The organism is Streptomyces sp. NPDC048353 (assembly GCF_055587165.1).
In genome coordinates, this window is sequence record NZ_JBVJGU010000001.1 from 1,176,170 (window position 1) to 1,192,535 (window position 16,366).

Annotated in this window: 16 protein-coding genes; 12 read left to right on the top strand and 4 right to left on the bottom strand. The window is 71.1% G+C overall.

The genetic code is table 11. The features are described from left to right. Positions 1-2,103 (bottom strand): transketolase, encoded by a 2,103-nt coding sequence (tkt, locus tag ACZ6RC_RS05225; protein WP_453615100.1) that lies wholly within the window; start codon positions 2,101-2,103, stop codon positions 1-3. A 340-nt stretch (positions 2,104-2,443) separates the two neighbouring features. Between tkt and ACZ6RC_RS05230 the strand changes: the two genes are divergently transcribed. From ACZ6RC_RS05230 to ACZ6RC_RS05240, 3 genes are all read left to right on the top strand, one after another. After that, positions 2,444-3,391: a heme o synthase gene (locus tag ACZ6RC_RS05230; RefSeq protein ID WP_391140581.1), complete on the top strand. Its 948-nt coding sequence runs from the start codon at positions 2,444-2,446 to the stop codon at positions 3,389-3,391. A 103-nt stretch (positions 3,392-3,494) separates the two neighbouring features. Next, positions 3,495-3,815: a hypothetical protein gene (locus ACZ6RC_RS05235; RefSeq protein ID WP_391140580.1), complete on the top strand. Its 321-nt coding sequence runs from the start codon at positions 3,495-3,497 to the stop codon at positions 3,813-3,815. A 92-nt stretch (positions 3,816-3,907) separates the two neighbouring features. Next, the gene (locus tag ACZ6RC_RS05240; protein ID WP_469579375.1) at positions 3,908-5,032 is read left to right on the top strand and encodes an amidohydrolase family protein; all 1,125 of its coding nucleotides are present in this window, start codon (positions 3,908-3,910) and stop codon (positions 5,030-5,032) included. A gap of 14 nt (positions 5,033-5,046) precedes the next feature. Here ACZ6RC_RS05240 and ACZ6RC_RS05245 read toward each other — a convergent pair whose 3' ends face one another. From ACZ6RC_RS05245 to ACZ6RC_RS05255, 3 genes are all read right to left on the bottom strand, one after another. After that, positions 5,047-6,015: a COX15/CtaA family protein gene (locus tag ACZ6RC_RS05245; RefSeq protein WP_469579454.1), complete on the bottom strand. Its 969-nt coding sequence runs from the start codon at positions 6,013-6,015 to the stop codon at positions 5,047-5,049. Between the two features lie 74 nt (positions 6,016-6,089). Beyond that, complete coding sequence (locus ACZ6RC_RS05250) at positions 6,090-6,875, bottom strand: ABC transporter permease (protein WP_469579377.1); 786 nt, start codon at positions 6,873-6,875, stop codon at positions 6,090-6,092. Next, a complete protein-coding gene (locus ACZ6RC_RS05255) occupies positions 6,872-7,798 on the bottom strand; it encodes an ABC transporter ATP-binding protein (protein ID WP_469579380.1) in 927 nt (308 codons plus the stop codon). The genes ACZ6RC_RS05250 and ACZ6RC_RS05255 overlap by 4 nt, the downstream gene beginning before the upstream one ends. 174 nt (positions 7,799-7,972) lie before the next feature. On the opposite strand from ACZ6RC_RS05255, the gene ACZ6RC_RS05260 reads away from it, so the two are divergent. From ACZ6RC_RS05260 to ACZ6RC_RS05300, 9 genes are all read left to right on the top strand, one after another. Further along, complete coding sequence (locus tag ACZ6RC_RS05260) at positions 7,973-9,499, top strand: carboxypeptidase-like regulatory domain-containing protein (protein ID WP_469579381.1); 1,527 nt, start codon at positions 7,973-7,975, stop codon at positions 9,497-9,499. Positions 9,500-9,663: 164 nt separating this feature from the next. Then, positions 9,664-10,392 (top strand): helix-turn-helix transcriptional regulator, encoded by a 729-nt coding sequence (locus tag ACZ6RC_RS05265; RefSeq protein WP_391140574.1) that lies wholly within the window; start codon positions 9,664-9,666, stop codon positions 10,390-10,392. Beyond that, positions 10,389-11,804 carry a Fe-S cluster assembly protein SufB gene (gene sufB, locus ACZ6RC_RS05270; protein ID WP_391140573.1) on the top strand — a complete coding sequence of 472 codons (1,416 nt, stop codon included), beginning with the start codon at positions 10,389-10,391 and terminating at the stop codon, positions 11,802-11,804. Before ACZ6RC_RS05265 ends, sufB begins: the two co-directional genes overlap by 4 nt. Positions 11,805-11,891: 87 nt before the next feature. Beyond that, complete coding sequence (gene sufD / locus ACZ6RC_RS05275) at positions 11,892-13,073, top strand: Fe-S cluster assembly protein SufD (RefSeq protein WP_391140572.1); 1,182 nt, start codon at positions 11,892-11,894, stop codon at positions 13,071-13,073. Further along, on the top strand, positions 13,073-13,390 hold the full coding sequence (locus ACZ6RC_RS05280) for a bifunctional 3-phenylpropionate/cinnamic acid dioxygenase ferredoxin subunit (RefSeq protein WP_391140571.1): 318 nt from the start codon (positions 13,073-13,075) through the stop codon (positions 13,388-13,390). The genes sufD and ACZ6RC_RS05280 overlap by 1 nt, the downstream gene beginning before the upstream one ends. Positions 13,391-13,397: 7 nt before the next feature. Next, positions 13,398-14,162: a Fe-S cluster assembly ATPase SufC gene (gene sufC / locus ACZ6RC_RS05285; protein ID WP_365715232.1), complete on the top strand. Its 765-nt coding sequence runs from the start codon at positions 13,398-13,400 to the stop codon at positions 14,160-14,162. After that, positions 14,159-15,427: a cysteine desulfurase gene (locus ACZ6RC_RS05290; RefSeq protein WP_391140570.1), complete on the top strand. Its 1,269-nt coding sequence runs from the start codon at positions 14,159-14,161 to the stop codon at positions 15,425-15,427. Before sufC ends, ACZ6RC_RS05290 begins: the two co-directional genes overlap by 4 nt. Positions 15,428-15,436: 9 nt before the next feature. Then, positions 15,437-15,898, top strand: coding sequence for a Fe-S cluster assembly sulfur transfer protein SufU (gene sufU / locus ACZ6RC_RS05295; RefSeq protein ID WP_250768641.1), 462 nt, complete (start codon positions 15,437-15,439; stop codon positions 15,896-15,898). After that, positions 15,895-16,233 (top strand): metal-sulfur cluster assembly factor, encoded by a 339-nt coding sequence (locus ACZ6RC_RS05300; RefSeq protein ID WP_383163842.1) that lies wholly within the window; start codon positions 15,895-15,897, stop codon positions 16,231-16,233. The genes sufU and ACZ6RC_RS05300 overlap by 4 nt, the downstream gene beginning before the upstream one ends. The last annotated feature ends 133 nt before the right edge of the window (positions 16,234-16,366 follow it).

The following is a 16,366-nucleotide window of genomic DNA, read 5'->3' on the forward strand; positions in this document are numbered from 1 at the left end:
TCAGCGCGAGGCGGCGGCGAGAGATTCCCGCGCCGCGGCGGCGACGGCCTCGGGGGTGAACCCGAACTCGCGGAAGAGGACCTTGGCGTCCGCCGACGCACCGAAGTGCTCCAGCGAGACGATCCGGCCTGCGTCACCGACGTACTTGTGCCAGGTGAGACCGATGCCGGCCTCGACGGCCACCCGGGCCCTGACCGACGGCGGCAGAACGGCGTCCTTGTACCCCTGGTCCTGCTCCTCGAACCACTCCACCGAGGGCATCGAGACCACCCGGGTCGGCACGCCCTCGGCCTGGAGCTGCTCGCGGGCCTCGACGGCCAGGTGCACCTCGGAGCCGGTGGCGATCAGCACGACCTGCGGCTCTGTGTTCTGCCCGGAGGGCCCTTCGGCCTCGAAGAGCACGTACCCGCCCTTGGCGGTGTCCTCGTTCGGCGCGTACGTCGGCACGCCCTGGCGGGTCAGCGCCAGACCGTGCGGGGCGCCCTTGCCGAACTCGCGGGTGTGCCGCTTGACGATCTCCCGCCAGGCGATCGCGGTCTCGTTGGCGTCCGCCGGGCGCACGACGTTCAGACCCGGGATGGCGCGCAGCGAGGCCAGGTGCTCCACCGGCTGGTGCGTCGGGCCGTCCTCGCCCAGACCGATCGAGTCGTGCGTCCACACGTACGTCACCGGCAGGTGCATCAGCGCGGACAGGCGCACGGCGTTGCGCATGTAGTCGGAGAACACCAGGAAGGTGCCGCCGTAGATCCGCGTGTTGCCGTGCAGCGCGATGCCGTTCATCTCCGCGGCCATGGAGTGCTCGCGGATGCCGAAGTGGATCGTGCGGCCGTACGGGTCGGCCTCCGGCAGCGGGTTGCCCTCGGGCAGGAACGAGGAGGTCTTGTCGATCGTGGTGTTGTTCGAACCCGCGAGGTCGGCCGAGCCGCCCCACAGCTCCGGGATCACCGCGCCGAGCGCCTGCAGGACCTTGCCGGAGGCGGCACGGGTGGCCACGCCCTTGCCGGCCTCGAACACCGGGAGCTTCGACTCCCAGCCCTCGGGCAGCTCGTTGGCCTGCATCCGGTCGAACAGGGCGGCCCGCTCGGGGTTGGCCGTACGCCACTCGGCGAGCGACTTCTCCCAGGCGCCCCGGGCCTCGCGGCCGCGGTCGCCGAGCGCGCGGGTGTGGCCGATGACCGCGTCGGAGACCTCGAAGCTCTGCTCCGGGTCGAAGCCGAGGACGCGCTTGGTGGCCGCGACCTCCTCGTCGCCCAGCGCCGAGCCGTGCGCGGCCTCGGTGTTCTGCGCGTTCGGGGCCGGCCAGGCGATGATCGAGCGCATCGCGATGAACGACGGGCGCTCGGTCTCGGCCTCGGCGGCCTTGATGGCGGCGTAGAGGCCGGCCGGGTCCAGGTCGCCGTCGGCCTTCGGCTCGACGCGCTGGACGTGCCAGCCGTAGGCCTCGTACCGCTTCATCGTGTCCTCGGACACGGCCGTCTCGGTGTCGCCCTCGATCGAGATGTGGTTGTCGTCCCACAGCAGGATCAGATTGCCGAGCTTCTGGTGACCGGCCATCGAGGACGCCTCGGCGGAGATGCCCTCCTGGAGGCAGCCGTCGCCGGCGACGACGTACACGTGGTGGTCGAAGGGGGAGGTGCCGGGGGCCGCCTCCGGGTCGAACAGGCCGCGCTCGTAGCGGGCGGCCATCGCCATGCCCACGGCGTTGGCGACACCCTGGCCCAGCGGGCCGGTCGTCGTCTCCACGCCCCGGGTGTGGCCGTACTCCGGGTGGCCCGGAGTCTTCGAGCCCCAGGTGCGGAACGCCTTCAGGTCGTCCAGCTCGAGACCGAAACCGCCCAGGTACAGCTGGGTGTAGAGGGTCAGGGACGAGTGCCCGGCGGACAGCACGAACCGGTCGCGGCCCACCCACTCCGGGTCCGCCGGATCGTGGCGCATCACCCGCTGGAAGAGCGTGTACGCGGCGGGGGCCAGGCTCATGGCCGTACCAGGATGGCCGTTGCCGACCTTCTGTACGGCGTCCGCGGCCAGGATGCGGGCGGTGTCCACGGCCCGCTGGTCCAATTCGGTCCACTCGAGGTCTGTGGTGGTCGGCTTAGTGCTCACCCTGAGTCAGGGCTCCTCTCCACATGTCTGCATAAGCCGGTGACTGAGGGTGTACCGGCGTTGTCGAGCCTACCCCCGACACAACGTCCATCTTTTCGAGTGCATGTCCCTCAAATGAGCGGACACTTCAAGACTGAGGGCGACTCTGTCACTTCGCCTCCCGAGGGACGTCCGATCCGTGGGACGGAGCGCCGGAACGCCCCGGAACGAGCCCACTCAACACGAGCCCACCCCGGAGAAGATCGGCGTATGGGCAACGTCTAGAGTGGCGTGGTACGCGCAAGTCTTCACCCCGTCTTCACTGGGGAGCTTGCTGGGAAATTCTCTGTCAGGGGTGTGCGTGACGGCCGTCGAGTCCCGACCCGCAGGGGTCGTCTTGACTCCCAGCCCGGGGGGCCATCGGCCGTTCGGGGCCCGCGTCAAGGCGTTCGTGGCGCTGACCAAGCCGCGGATCATCGAGCTGCTGCTCATCACCACCGTCCCGGTGATGTTCCTCGCCGAGCAGGGCGTGCCCGACCTGTGGCTGGTGCTCGCCACCTGCTTCGGCGGCTACCTGTCGGCGGGCGGCGCCAACGCGCTGAACATGTACATCGACCGCGACATCGACGCGCTGATGGACCGCACCTCGCAGCGCCCGCTGGTCACCGGCATGGTCTCGCCGCGCGAGGGCCTGGTCTTCGGCCTCACCCTCGCCGTCGTCTCCACCCTCTGGTTCGGCCTCCTGGTCAACTGGCTCTCCGCCGCCCTCTCGCTCGGCGCGCTCCTCTTCTACGTCGTCGTCTACACGATGATCCTCAAGCGCCGCACCGCGCAGAACATCGTCTGGGGCGGCATCGCCGGCTGTCTGCCGGTGCTCATCGGCTGGTCGGCCGTCACCGACTCGATGTCCTGGGCCGCGGTCATCCTCTTCCTCGTCATCTTCTTCTGGACGCCGCCGCACTACTGGCCGCTGTCGATGAAGGTGAAGGACGACTACGCCCGCGCGGGCGTGCCGATGCTGCCGGTCCTCGCGTCCAACAAGGTCGTCGCCAGGCAGATCGTCGCCTACAGCTGGGTCATGGTCGCCGTCTCGCTGCTGCTGACGCCGCTCGGCTACACCGGCTGGTTCTACACGTCGGTGGCGCTGCTCACCGGCGGCTGGTGGCTCTGGGAGGCGCACGGTCTCCTGAACCGCGCCAAGTCGGGCGCGACCGGCGCGAAGCTCAAGGAGATGCGCCTCTTCCACTGGTCGATCACCTATGTCTCGCTGCTCTTCGTGGCGGTCGCGGTGGACCCCTTCCTGCGGTAGCGGAACCGGAACCTCCAGGCTCGTGCGGACGGCCGGGGCGCGTGGGACACCCCACACGCCCCGGCCGTCGCCACTGGATCTACCCCTCGGTAGCATCCTGCACATGGCAGACACCAAGCAGGCAGAGCGCAAGGCGGCCAAGCTCGCCAAGCAGATCCGGGCGTTCTCCGAGAAGCACGGCGGCGCCGAGGGGCAGCTGGCCTACATCGGCCAGACCGGCACCCGGATCGTCCTCGTCGGCGAGGACGGCGGCTGGGGGGACCTCGTGGCGCCCTCGTACCCCGTCGCCCAGCAGGCCGCCGAGAAGGCCGGACTGACCCTCCACGACGAGTTCGACGGCGAGTTCGCCGCCAAGGTCGTGACCGGCCCCTACGAGTGGACCCGGATGGCGGGCATCCAGATCGGCGGCCCGTCCAACAGGTGAGCGGCTTCGCTCACCTGTCACGGAGGCAACAACCTCGCGCGGGGCTCACCCGTTAGGACGTGTGGAAGCACGTCCACACAGGGAGCCCCCGCATGATCGAGACTCCGAGCCTGGTGGACCAGCACTGCCACGGCGTGCTCCGCACGGAGCTCGGCCTCGGCACCTTCGAGGCCCAGCTGGGCACCGCCGCGCCCGGCACCACCTTTTTCGACACCCAGACCGGCTTCGCGGTACGCCGCTGGTGCCCGCCCCTGCTCGGCCTGGAGCCCCACTGCACGCCGGCCCGCTATCTGGCCCGCCGCCGCGAACTGGGCGTCCTGGAGACCGGCCGGCGGCTGCTGCGCGCCTCCGGCATCACCACCTATCTGGTGGACACCGGGCTGCCGGCGGATCTGACGCGGCCCGCCGAGATCGCCGCCGCGGGCGACGCCGACGCCCATGAGGTCGTCCGGCTGGAGCCGCTGGCCGAACAGGTCGCCGACACCTCCGGGACCGTCGACGCGCTCCTCGCCAACCTCGCGGAGGCGGTGCACGGCGCCGCGGCGACCGCCGTCGCCTTCAGCTCGGCCGACGCTGTCCGCGGGGGGCTCGCGCACGTCCCCGACCCGCCCGGGCCCGGCGAGGTGCGCGGGGCGGCGGGCCGCTGGCTGGCCCGGCGCGGGGCCGGGGGCCGGCTGACCGACCCGGTGCTGCTGCGCCATCTGCTCTGGATCGCCATCGGCGCCGGACGCCCGCTCCAACTGCACGTGGGGGGCGAGGACCCGGCAGGACTCGCCGGCTTCGCGACCGCCACCAGCGGCCTCGGCACCGACCTGGTGCTGCTGGATGGCCATCCGTACCACCGTCAGGCGGCGCGGCTCAGCCGGGCCTTCCCGCACGTGTACGCCGACCTCGGGCCGGTCGTCACCCGGACCGGGGCGCGGGCGGCCGCCGTCCTCGCCGAACTCCTGGAGCTGGCGCCCTTCGGCAAGCTCCTCTTCTCCAGCGGCGCGCGGGCCCTGCCCGAACTGCACGTGGTCGCCGCGAGCGTCTTCCGGGCGGCGCTCGCGCGCGTGCTCGGCGAGTGGGTCGGCGACGGCTCCTGGTCCCGTACGGACGCGCAGCGGGTCGCCACGATGATCGCGGCGGGCAACGCGCGGCGCGTCTACCGCCTGGACGCGGTGCCGGCCGCCCGGCCGGGCCCCGGCGCCGGGCTCTCGCGCCTCGCCCTGCGGTGAACGGCGAGCCGGACTTACACGACGGTGAGTGCCGCGTCGGTCCTGGCCGGGGTCTCCGGGCCGGTCAGCGGGCGCTCGCGCAGGCTCAGGGCCAGGCGCAGGACCGCGATCCACATCAGCGCGGAGCCGAGCATGTGCGCGCCGACCAGGACCTCGGGGACGCCGGTGAAGTACTGGAGATAGCCGATCCCGCCCTGGGCGAGCAGCACGATCAGCAGGGCGCGGGCGCGGGCCCGGGTGTCGTCGGGGGCGTCGACCACCCGCAGCACCAGCCACATCGCGAGGGCGAGGGCGCAGACCAGCCAGGCGCCGATGGCGTGCAGATGGGCGGCGGCGGTCCAGTCCCACGGCATGCGCGGGACGTCACTGCTGTCACCCGCGTGCTTGCCCGAGCCCGTGACGCCCGTGCCGAGCACGATGAGGAGGACCGAGGTCGCGATGATCGCCCAGGAGAGCTTGCGCACCGGGGCGGGGACGCGCGGCCGGGGCGGCGTGTCGCCCTCGCCGGTGCGGTGCCAGGTGATCACGGCGACGGTGAGGAGCGCGTTGGCGGCGATGAAGTGACCGGCGACGGTCCACGGGTTGAGCCCCATCCACACGGTGATGCCGCCCAGGACCGCGTTGCTCGCGACGATCCAGAACTGCGCCCACCCGAGCCGGGTCAGCCCGCGCCGCCACGGCTTGGTGGACCGCGCGGCGATGATGGCCCAGCCGACGGCGGCCGACAGGACGTACGTCAGCATGCGGTTGCCGAACTCGATCACCCCGCGGTAGCCCTGCTCGGGCGTCACGATGAGGCTGTCGTCGGTGCACTTGGGCCACGTGTCGCAGCCGAGGCCGGAGCCGGTCAGCCGGACGGCGCCGCCCGTGACGATGATGAGGACGCTCATCACGACGGCGGAGAGCGCGGCGCGCCGGAGGGTCCGGGGGGACGGGGTCCAGCGCCTGGCGATGTGGGCGAGGGGGGTCAACACGGGCCCTATCGTAGACGGGGCTTGTGCACGCGTTCACGAGGGGTGCGTTACGGGTGAAGTCACCCCGGAACGTCACCCTCCGGCTACTCCCAGCGGAAGAACCTCGCCGCCGCGCCGAGCCCGAGGACCGCCCACACGGTGAGCGTCAGCGCCTGTCCCCACGGCATCGGGGCGCCGCCCTGGAGCACGTCCCGCAGGCCGTCGGAGAGCGCCGCGATCGGCAGCAGCTCCAGGACCGAGCGGGCCGCGTCGGGGAACTTCTCCAGCGGCACGATCACCCCGCCGCCCACCAGCAGCAGCAGGAAGACCAGGTTGGCCGCGGCCAGGGTCGCCTCCGCCTTCAGCGTTCCGGCCATCAGCAGGCCGAGACCCGAGAAGGCGGCCGTGCCGAGGAGGAGCAGCAGGGCCACGGCGAGGGGATTGCCCTGCGGGGACCAGCCGAGGCCCAGTGCGATCGCCGTCAGGAGCGCGATCTGGAGGATCTCGGTGAGCAGCACCGAGAGCGTCTTGGCGGTCATCAGCGCCCAGCGGGGGAGCGGGGAGGCCCCGAGCCGCTTGAGCACGCCGTACCGGCGCTCGAAGCCGGTCGCGATCGCCTGGCCGGTGAAGGCGGTGGACATCACGGCCAGCGCCAGGACGCCCGGCGCGAGGAAGTCGACGGCCTCGGTGGCGCCCGTGTCGACGATGTCGACCGTGGAGAAGAGCACCAGCAGCAGCGAGGGGATGATCACCGTCAGCAGCAGCTGCTCGCCGTTGCGCAGCAGCATCCGGGTCTCCAGCGCCGTCTGCGCCGCGATCATCCGGCCGACCGGGGCCGCGCCGGGCCTCGGCGTGAAGGTGCCCGTGCCCGTGTCCGTACCGGTGCTCATCCGCGCAGCTCCTTGCCGGTCAGTTCGAGGAAGACGTCCTCGAGCGTGTGGCGCTCCACCGAGATGCCCTCCGGCATGACGCCGTGCCGGGCGCACCAGGTGGTGACGGTGGCGAGCAGCTGGGGGCCCACCTCGCCGCTGATCCGGTACGTCCCCGGGACCGGCTCGGCGGCGGCCGAGCCGTCGGGCAGGGCCTTGAGCAGCGAGCCGAGGTCCAGGCCGGGGCGGCCGGTGAAGCGCAGGGTGTTCTCGGCGCCGCCCCGGCACAGCTCTTCGGGGCTGCCCTGGGCCGCGACCTTGCCGGCGTCGATGATGGCGACGTCGTCGGCGAGGGTCTCGGCCTCGTTCATGAAGTGGGTGGTCAGGACGACCGTGGCGCCGTCGGCGCGCAGCTCGCGCACCAGCTCCCAGGTGGCGTGGCGGGCCTGGGGGTCGAGTCCGGCGGTCGGCTCGTCGAGGAAGACCAGCTCGGGGCGGCCGACGACGGCCAGGGCGAGCGCGAGGCGCTGCTGCTGGCCGCCGGAGAGCCGGCGGTAGGCGGTCCGGCCGCAGGAGCCGAGCCCGAGGCGCTCGATCAGGGCGTCCACGTCCAGGGGGTGGGCGTGCAGCCTGGCCATGTGGCGGAGCATCTCGTCGGCGCGGGCGCCGGAGTAGACGCCGCCCGCCTGGAGCATCACGCCGATCCGGGGGCGAAGCGCGGCCGCGTCGGCGACCGGGTCGAGGCCGAGCACGCGGACGGTGCCGGCGTCGGGCCTGCGGTAGCCCTCGCAGCTCTCGACGGTGGTGGTCTTCCCGGCCCCGTTCGGACCCAGGACGGCGGTCACGGTGCCCGCCCGGACGTCGAGGTCGAGGCCGTCGACGGCGGTCTTGTTCCCGTACCGCTTGACCAGGCCCCGGACCTGGACGACGGACTCGTTCTTCATGCCCGGAAGTCTAGAGAGCCGTCCGGTCGCTCCGGTCGGCGGGGAGAACCGGCCGCCGCGGCGGCGCGGGAATGGCCGAAAACATGGGGCGAAAGCCGTGCCGTCGAGCACGCTCCTCCTTCACGATCAGGTGTTCGTGCGAACAGATGTCGCACCTTTCGTGAAGGAGAGTCCGTGCGTCTGGCCCGATCGCACCGCCGTGACCGGTGGAGAACCCTCGCCGCGCTCACCACCGCCGCCCTCGTGCTCCCCCTGGCGCTGGCCGCCGCCCCCGCGCAGGCCGACACCGCCACGATCGACCTGACCGGCCTCGTGACCGGCGCCACCGGTGCAGAGGCGGGCGCCGTCGTCACCGCCTCCCCGTCCGGCGCCACCGCGACCACCGGCGCCGACGGCCGCTACACCCTGCGCCTTCCGGCCGCCGGAGCGTACGAGCTGGCTGTCGCCCCCGCGCACCGCTGTGCCTCTCCCGCGACCGTCGCGGTCGAGGTCGGCGCGACCGGCGGCGCGGAGGACGTCGCGCTGGCGCCCCGTACCGACACCTTCGGCACCGCCTGCTCGGTCACGACCGCCGCCGAGTTCCCGGCCGGGACCGAACGGCTCCGCCTCACCGACCGCGCCTCCGGCTCGGCGTCCTTCGCGCTGCCGTTCCCCGTGCCCTTCTACGGCCGCGCGTACCGCTCGCTGACCGCCTCCGTCGACGGCACGCTCTCCTTCGCCCCGCCCGGAGGAGGGCCGGCCGACGGCACGCTCCACGCCTTCGGGGACGACCTCGCCGTCGACGGCCGGTCGGGCGTCTACTGGGCCGCCACCGGCACCGCCCCGCACCGGCGGATCGTCGTCGAATGGCGGAACGTGCGGATCGCCGGCCCGTCACACGGCGAGCGGATCTCCTTCGCCGCCGTGATCGGCGAGGACGGCACCGCCGCCCTGCACTACCGGGACCTCTCCGGGACCGGGCGGGAGGACGGCTCGTCCGCCACGATCGGCGCCGAGAGCCACACCGGGGAGGGTGCCCTGATCTACTCGCGGGACGAGGGCACCCTGCGCGACGGGACGGTGATCGCCCTCCGCCAGACGAGGACCGCCGTGATCCTCGGCCGGGTCACCGACGCCAACGACCTGCTCCCGGTCGCCGGCGCCCGGGTCGCGGCCCTCAGCGGGGGCGTGGGGCCGTCCGGCTCCACCGGCGCCGACGGGGCCTATCTGTTCCAGGTGCCGGCGTCCTGGCAGGACTACGACGTCGTCCTCGACGCGCCGTCCTACGGGGGCGACCGGATCCCGGTCACCGCCGTGCCCGGCGGCGTCCGTCTGGTCGACGGCGAACTGGGCACCGGCCGCGTCACCGCCGACACGCGGTCCCTGACGGTCGAGGCCCCGGCGGACGCGCGACGCGCCCGGACGCTCACCCTGATCAACGAGGGCGGCATCCCCACGGCGTACACGGCGGCCGAGAAGGACGGGCAGGGCTGGCTCACCGTCTCCCCGGCCTCCGGCGGCCTGGAAGGTGCCGGACAGGAGCCCTACGACCGGGCGGCCGTCACGGTCACCGTCGACACGACCGGCGCCGCCCCCGGCACCGTGCTGCGAGGCACCGTGCGGGTCCGTTCGGAGAGCGGGCGCCGGCCCGTGATCGACATCCCGGTGAAGGTGATCGTGCGAGGTCACGGGGGCACCGAAGGGGCCGCCCAGGGCCGCTGAGGCCGCAGCGAACGACGGTGGCCGCGCCCTCCCGGGGCGCGGCCGCCGACCCTTCTGGAGATCATTTCCGCAGGTCAGGTAAGCCTTACCTGCGTGATGCACGGCACCGTCCCCTTGATCCGCGTCGCTTGTCACTCTCGAAGGAATTACGCAACAATGGCGTTGTGAAAAACGTCGGAGAGGCTCCCCTGGAGGAACTCGCGACCGGTGAGCGATCGACTCGCAACCGGATCGCGCGGTCCATCCTGGACCACGGGCCCTCGACGGTCGCCGACCTCGCGCAGCGCCTGCGCCTCACCCAGGCGGCCGTGCGCCGCCATCTCGACTCGCTCGTCGCCGAGAACGTCGTCGAGGCCCGCGAGAAGCGCGTCTACGGGGCCCGCACCCGCGGCCGCCCCGCGAAGGTCTTCGCGCTGACCGACTGCGGCCGGGACGCCTTCGACCAGTCGTACGACGCGCTGGCCGTGGACGCCCTACGGTGGATCGAGAAGAACGCCGGGGGCGAGGCGGCCGTGGCCGCCTTCGCCCGCGACCGGCTGGAGGCCCAGGCGGAGACGTACCGCGAGGCCGTCGAGTCGGCGGAGCCGGCGCAGCGCACCGAGGCTCTGGCCAAGGCGCTGAGCGCCGACGGGTACGCTGCCACTGCGCGGAACGCACCGGTCGGCGAGCAGCTCTGCCAGCACCACTGCCCGGTCGCCCACGTCGCCGAGCAGTACCCCCAGCTGTGCGAGGCGGAGACGGAGATCTTCTCCCGCCTCTTGGGAACGCACGTCCAGCGCCTGGCCACCATCGCCCACGGCGACGGCGTCTGCACCACGTTCATCCCGCACAGCACCCCACAGACCACCCCATCATCAGCATCCGCAAGTACGGCCGGGAGGAACCCCGCATGACCACCGAGATCAGCCACCCCGAGCTCGAGGGCCTGGGTCGGTACGAGTACGGCTGGGCCGACTCGGACGCGGCCGGTGCCACCGCCAAGCGCGGTCTCTCCGAGGCCGTCGTCCGCGACATCTCCGAGAAGAAGAACGAGCCGGAGTGGATGCTGAAGCTGCGGCTGAAGGGTCTGCGCCTCTTCGACAAGAAGCCCATGCCGAGCTGGGGCTCCGACCTGTCGGGCATCGACTTCGACAACATCAAGTACTTCGTGCGCTCCACCGAGAAGCAGGCCGCTTCCTGGGAGGAACTGCCCGAGGACATCAAGAACACGTACGACAAGCTCGGTATCCCGGAGGCGGAGAAGCAGCGCCTCGTCGCCGGTGTCGCGGCCCAGTACGAGTCCGAGGTCGTCTACCACCAGATCCGTGAGGACCTGGAGGAGCAGGGCGTCATCTTCGTCGACACCGACACCGCGCTGAAGGAGCACGAGGAGCTCTTCCGCGAGTACTTCGGCACGGTCATCCCGGTCGGCGACAACAAGTTCGCCTCGCTGAACACGGCCGTGTGGTCCGGTGGATCGTTCATCTACGTGCCGAAGGGCGTGCAGGTCGAGATCCCGCTCCAGGCCTACTTCCGTATCAACACGGAGAACATGGGCCAGTTCGAGCGGACGCTGATCATCGTCGACGAGGACGCCTACGTCCACTACGTCGAGGGCTGCACCGCCCCGATCTACTCCTCCGACTCGCTGCACTCCGCGGTCGTCGAGATCATCGTGAAGAAGGGCGGCCGCTGCCGCTACACGACGATCCAGAACTGGTCGAACAACGTCTACAACCTGGTCACCAAGCGCGCCGTGGCCTACGAGGGCGCGACCATGGAGTGGGTCGACGGCAACATCGGCTCCAAGGTCACCATGAAGTACCCGGCCGTCTACCTGATGGGCGAGCACGCCAAGGGCGAGACCCTCTCCATCGCCTTCGCGGGCGAGGGCCAGCACCAGGACGCCGGCGCCAAGATGGTCCACATGGCGCCGAACACCTCCTCCAACATCGTCTCCAAGTCGGTGGCGCGAGGCGGCGGCCGCACCTCCTACCGCGGTCTCATCGAGATCGGCGAAGGCGCCCCCGGCTCCAAGTCGAACGTCCTGTGCGACGCGCTGCTCGTCGACACGATCTCCCGCTCGGACACGTACCCCTACGTGGACGTCCGCGAGGACGACGTCTCCATGGGCCACGAGGCCACCGTCTCCAAGGTCTCCGAGGACCAGCTCTTCTACCTGATGAGCCGCGGCATGACCGAGTTCGAGGCCATGGCGATGATCGTGCGCGGCTTCGTCGAGCCGATCGCCAAGGAGCTCCCCATGGAGTACGCGCTCGAGCTGAACCGGCTGATCGAGCTGCAGATGGAAGGGTCCGTCGGCTGACGCGTCGACGCCCCACCACCAGCTAGCGGCCCGCCCCACACGGGCGGGCCGAGGATCGAAACGTAGGAAGAGAGCAAGACGACAGCCATGGCTGAGGCTCAGAACATCCCGGCGGGCTCCACCACCGCCGGCTCGATCGCGGTGGCCGCCGAGTCCACCGTCGCCACGCGCATGAGCGCGCCCCCGTCCTTCGACGTCGCGGACTTCCCCGTCCCGCACGGGCGCGAGGAGGAGTGGCGCTTCACTCCGCTGGAGCGCCTGCGCGGTCTGCACGACGGCACCGCCGTCGCCACCGGCGAGGGCGTCAAGGTCGAGATCGAGGCCCCCGAGGGCGTCACCGTGGAGACCGTCGGCCGCGACGACGCGCGGCTCGGCAAGGCGGGCATGCCCGTCGACCGGGTCGCCGCCCAGGCGTACTCCTCCTTCGAGAAGGCCTCGGTCGTCTCGGTCGCCAAGGAGACCGTCCTCACCGAGCCCATCCGGATCGCCGTGCACGGCCAGGGCGGCGTCGCCTTCGGCCACCAGGTGATCGAGCTCGGCGCGTTCGCCGAGGCCGTCGTGGTCATCGACCACAGCGGCGACGCGGTGCTCGCCGCCAACGTCGACTACCTCCTCGGCGACGGCGCCAAGCTCACCGTCGTCTCCGTCCAGGACTGGGACGAGAAGGCCGTCCACGTCGCCCAGCACAACGCCCTGGTCGGCCGCGACGCGAGCTTCAAGTCGGTCATCGTCACCTTCGGCGGCGACGTGGTCCGCCTCCACCCGCGCGTCGCTTACGCCGGCACCGGCGGCGAGGCCGAGCTGTTCGGCCTCTACTTCACCGACGCCGGCCAGCACCAGGAGCACCGCCTCCTCGTCGACCACAACACCCCGCACTGCACCTCCAACGTGGCCTACAAGGGCGCGCTGCAGGGCCAGGACGCGCACGCCGTCTGGATCGGTGACGTCCTCATCCAGGCCAAGGCCGAGGGCACCGACACCTACGAGCTCAACCGGAACCTGGTCCTCACGGACGGCGCCCGGGTCGACTCCGTGCCGAACCTGGAGATCGAGACCGGCGAGATCGCCGGCGCCGGTCACGCCTCGGCCACCGGCCGCTTCGACGACGAGCAGCTCTTCTACCTGATGTCCCGCGGTATCCCGGAGATCGAGGCCCGTCGCCTCGTCGTCCGCGGCTTCTTCGCGGAGCTGGTCCAGCAGATCGGTCTGCCGGACGTCCAGGAGCGCCTCCTCGCCAAGATCGAGGCCGAGCTGGAGGCATCCGTCTGATGCCCTTCGTCCGAGTCTGCGCGCTGAGCGAGCTGGAGAGCGACACCCCCAAGCGGGTCGAGGTCGACGGCACGCCGGTGTCGGTCGTGCAGACCGAGGGCGAGGTGTTCGCGATCAACGACATCTGCTCGCACGCGAACGTCTCCCTCTCGGAGGGCGAGGTCGAGGACTGCGCCATCGAGTGCTGGCTGCACGGCTCCAGCTTCGACCTCCGCACCGGCAAGCCGTCCGGCCTTCCCGCGACGCGCCCCGTCCCCGTATACCCCGTAAAGATCGAAGGGGACGATGTGCTCGTCTCCGTCACCCAGGAGTCCTGAGTCACCCATGGCAACGCTTGAAATCCACGACCTGCACGTCTCCGTCGAGGCCGAGAACGGCCCCCGGGAGATCCTCAAGGGTGTCGACCTGACCATCAAGCAGGGCGAGACCCACGCCGTCATGGGCCCCAACGGCTCCGGCAAGTCGACCCTGGCGTACTCGCTCGCCGGCCACCCGAAGTACACGGTCACCGGCGGCACCGTCACCCTCGACGGCGAGGACGTCCTGGAGATGTCGGTCGACGAGCGCGCCCGCGCCGGCGTCTTCCTGGCCATGCAGTACCCGGTCGAGGTCCCCGGCGTCTCGGTCTCCAACTTCCTGCGCACCTCCGCCACCGCCATCCGCGGCGAGGCCCCCAAGCTGCGTACCTGGGTGAAGGAGGTCAAGTCCGCGATGGAGCAGCTCCAGATGGACCCGGCCTTCGCCGAGCGCAACGTCAACGAGGGCTTCTCCGGCGGTGAGAAGAAGCGCCACGAGATCCTCCAGCTGGAGCTCCTCAAGCCGAAGATCGCGATCCTCGACGAGACCGACTCCGGCCTCGACGTCGACGCCCTGCGCGTCGTCTCCGAGGGCGTCAACCGCGTCCGCGAGAGCGGCGAGGTCGGCACGCTGCTGATCACGCACTACACGCGGATCCTCCGCTACATCAAGCCCGACTTCGTGCACGTCTTCGCGAACGGCCGCATCGCCGAGTCCGGCGGCGCCGAGCTGGCCGACCAGCTGGAGAACGAGGGCTACGACAAGTACGTGAAGGGTGGCGCATCCGCGTGACTTCTGCCCATCAGGGGCTCTCCGGCCTCCTCGACACCGAGGCGATCCGCAAGGACTTCCCGCTCCTGGATCGCGTGGTCCACGACGGCAAGAAGATCGTGTACCTGGACTCCGCGGCGACCTCGCAGAAGCCGCGCCAGGTGCTCGACGCGCTCAACACCTATTACGAGCGCCACAACGCCAATGTCCACCGCGGCGTCTACACGGTCGCCGAGGAGGCGACGGCGCTGTACGAAGGCGCCCGTGACAAGGTCGCGGCGTTCATCAACGCGCCGAGCCGCGACGAGGTGATCTTCACCAAGAACGCCTCCGAGTCGCTCAACCTCGTGGCCAACATGCTGGGCTGGGCCGACGAGCCCTACCGCGTGGACCACGAGACCGAGATCGCCATCACGGAGATGGAGCACCACTCCAACATCGTGCCGTGGCAGCTGCTCTCGCAGCGCACGGGCGCGAAGCTGAAGTGGTTCGGCCTCACCGACGACGGCCGTCTCGACCTCTCGAACATCGAAGAGGTCATCACCGAGAAGACCAAGATCGTCTCGTTCACGCTGGTCTCGAACCTGCTGGGCACGGTCAACCCGGTGGAGACGATCATCCGGCGTGCGCAGGAGGTCGGTGCGCTGGTCTGCATCGACGCCTCGCAGGCCGCCCCGCACATGGTGCTCGACGTGCAGGCGCTGCAGGCCGACTTCGTGGCCTTCACCGGCCACAAGATGGTCGGCCCGACCGGCATCGGCGTGCTGTGGGGACGGCAGGAGCTCCTGGAGGACCTGCCGCCCTTCCTCGGCGGCGGCGAGATGATCGAGACCGTGTCGATGCACTCCTCGACGTACGCGCCGGCTCCGCACAAGTTCGAGGCGGGTACGCCCCCGATCGCCCAGGCCGTCGGCCTCGGCGCGGCCGTGGACTACCTCTCGGCGATCGGCATGGAGAACATCGCGCGCCATGAGCACGCGATCACGGAGTACGCCGTCCGTCGCCTCCTGGAGGTGCCGGACCTGCGGATCATCGGCCCCACCACGGCCGAGGACCGCGGCGCGGCGATCTCGTTCACGCTCGGGGACATCCACCCGCACGACGTGGGCCAGGTCCTGGACGAACAGGGCATCGCGGTCCGGGTCGGCCACCACTGCGCGCGGCCGGTCTGCCTGCGGTACGGAATTCCTGCGACCACGCGGGCGTCGTTCTATCTGTACTCCACCCCCGCCGAGGTCGACGCCTTGGTCGAGGGTCTGGAGCACGTACGGAACTTCTTCGGCTAGGGGATTCTCGTGAAGCTGGATTCGATGTACCAGGACGTCATCCTGGACCACTACAAGCACCCGCACGGGCGCGGTCTTCGGGACGGCGATGCCGAGGTGCACCACGTCAACCCGACGTGCGGCGACGAGATCACGCTCCGGGTGAAGTACGACGGGTCGCGGATCGAGGACGTGTCGTACGAAGGCCAGGGCTGTTCGATCAGCCAGGCCTCGGCCTCCGTGCTCAACGAACTGCTCGTCGGCAAGGAGCTGGCCGAGGCGCAGCGGATCCAGGGCACCTTCCTGGAACTGATGCAGTCCAAGGGCCAGATCGAGCCGGACGACGCGATGGAGGAGATCCTGGAGGACGCGGTCGCGTTCGCCGGGGTCTCCAAGTACCCCGCCCGGGTCAAGTGCGCGCTGCTCAGCTGGATGGCGTGGAAGGACGCGACCGCCCAGGCACTGGGCGACGCGGAGAGGAAGTCGGCATGACCGAGAACGCCGAGGCCACGATGAAGCCGGCCTCCGAGGAAGAGATCCGCGAGGCGCTGTACGACGTCGTCGACCCCGAGCTGGGCATCGACGTGGTCAACCTCGGCCTGATCTACGGCATCCACGTGGACGACTCCAACGTCGTCACGCTGGACATGACCCTGACGTCGGCGGCGTGTCCGCTGACCGATGTGATCGAGGACCAGGCGAAGGCCGCCACCGACGGCATCGCCAGCGAACTCAAGATCAACTGGGTCTGGATGCCGCCGTGGGGCCCCGACAAGATCACGGACGACGGCCGGGAGCAGCTGCGCGCGCTCGGCTTCAACGTCTGACGCTTCCGCCGGACATCCGGTGAACGGCCGTGGGCGCCCCGCGCCGGGCGGGGCCCGCCCGGCGGGCGGGCGCCGCCGGGCGGCGGGCGGGGGCGGGGGCGCCCCCCCCCGGCCGGGCCCCGCCCCCCGGACA

Bases quoted from the DNA above. Each gene is read 5' to 3' on its own strand.
- ACZ6RC_RS05300 (WP_383163842.1), top strand. From the start codon at position 15,895: ATGACCGAGAACGCCGAGGCCACGATGAAGCCGGCCTCCGAGGAAGAG.
- ACZ6RC_RS05250 (WP_469579377.1), bottom strand. From the start codon at position 6,875: ATGAGCACCGGTACGGACACGGGCACGGGCACCTTCACGCCGAGGCCC.
- ACZ6RC_RS05280 (WP_391140571.1), top strand. From the start codon at position 13,073: ATGCCCTTCGTCCGAGTCTGCGCGCTGAGCGAGCTGGAGAGCGACACC.
- ACZ6RC_RS05255 (WP_469579380.1), bottom strand. From the start codon at position 7,798: ATGAAGAACGAGTCCGTCGTCCAGGTCCGGGGCCTGGTCAAGCGGTAC.
- ACZ6RC_RS05235 (WP_391140580.1), top strand. From the start codon at position 3,495: ATGGCAGACACCAAGCAGGCAGAGCGCAAGGCGGCCAAGCTCGCCAAG.
- sufB (WP_391140573.1), top strand. From the start codon at position 10,389: ATGACCACCGAGATCAGCCACCCCGAGCTCGAGGGCCTGGGTCGGTAC.
- sufD (WP_391140572.1), top strand. From the start codon at position 11,892: ATGGCTGAGGCTCAGAACATCCCGGCGGGCTCCACCACCGCCGGCTCG.
- ACZ6RC_RS05240 (WP_469579375.1), top strand. From the start codon at position 3,908: ATGATCGAGACTCCGAGCCTGGTGGACCAGCACTGCCACGGCGTGCTC.
- sufC (WP_365715232.1), top strand. From the start codon at position 13,398: ATGGCAACGCTTGAAATCCACGACCTGCACGTCTCCGTCGAGGCCGAG.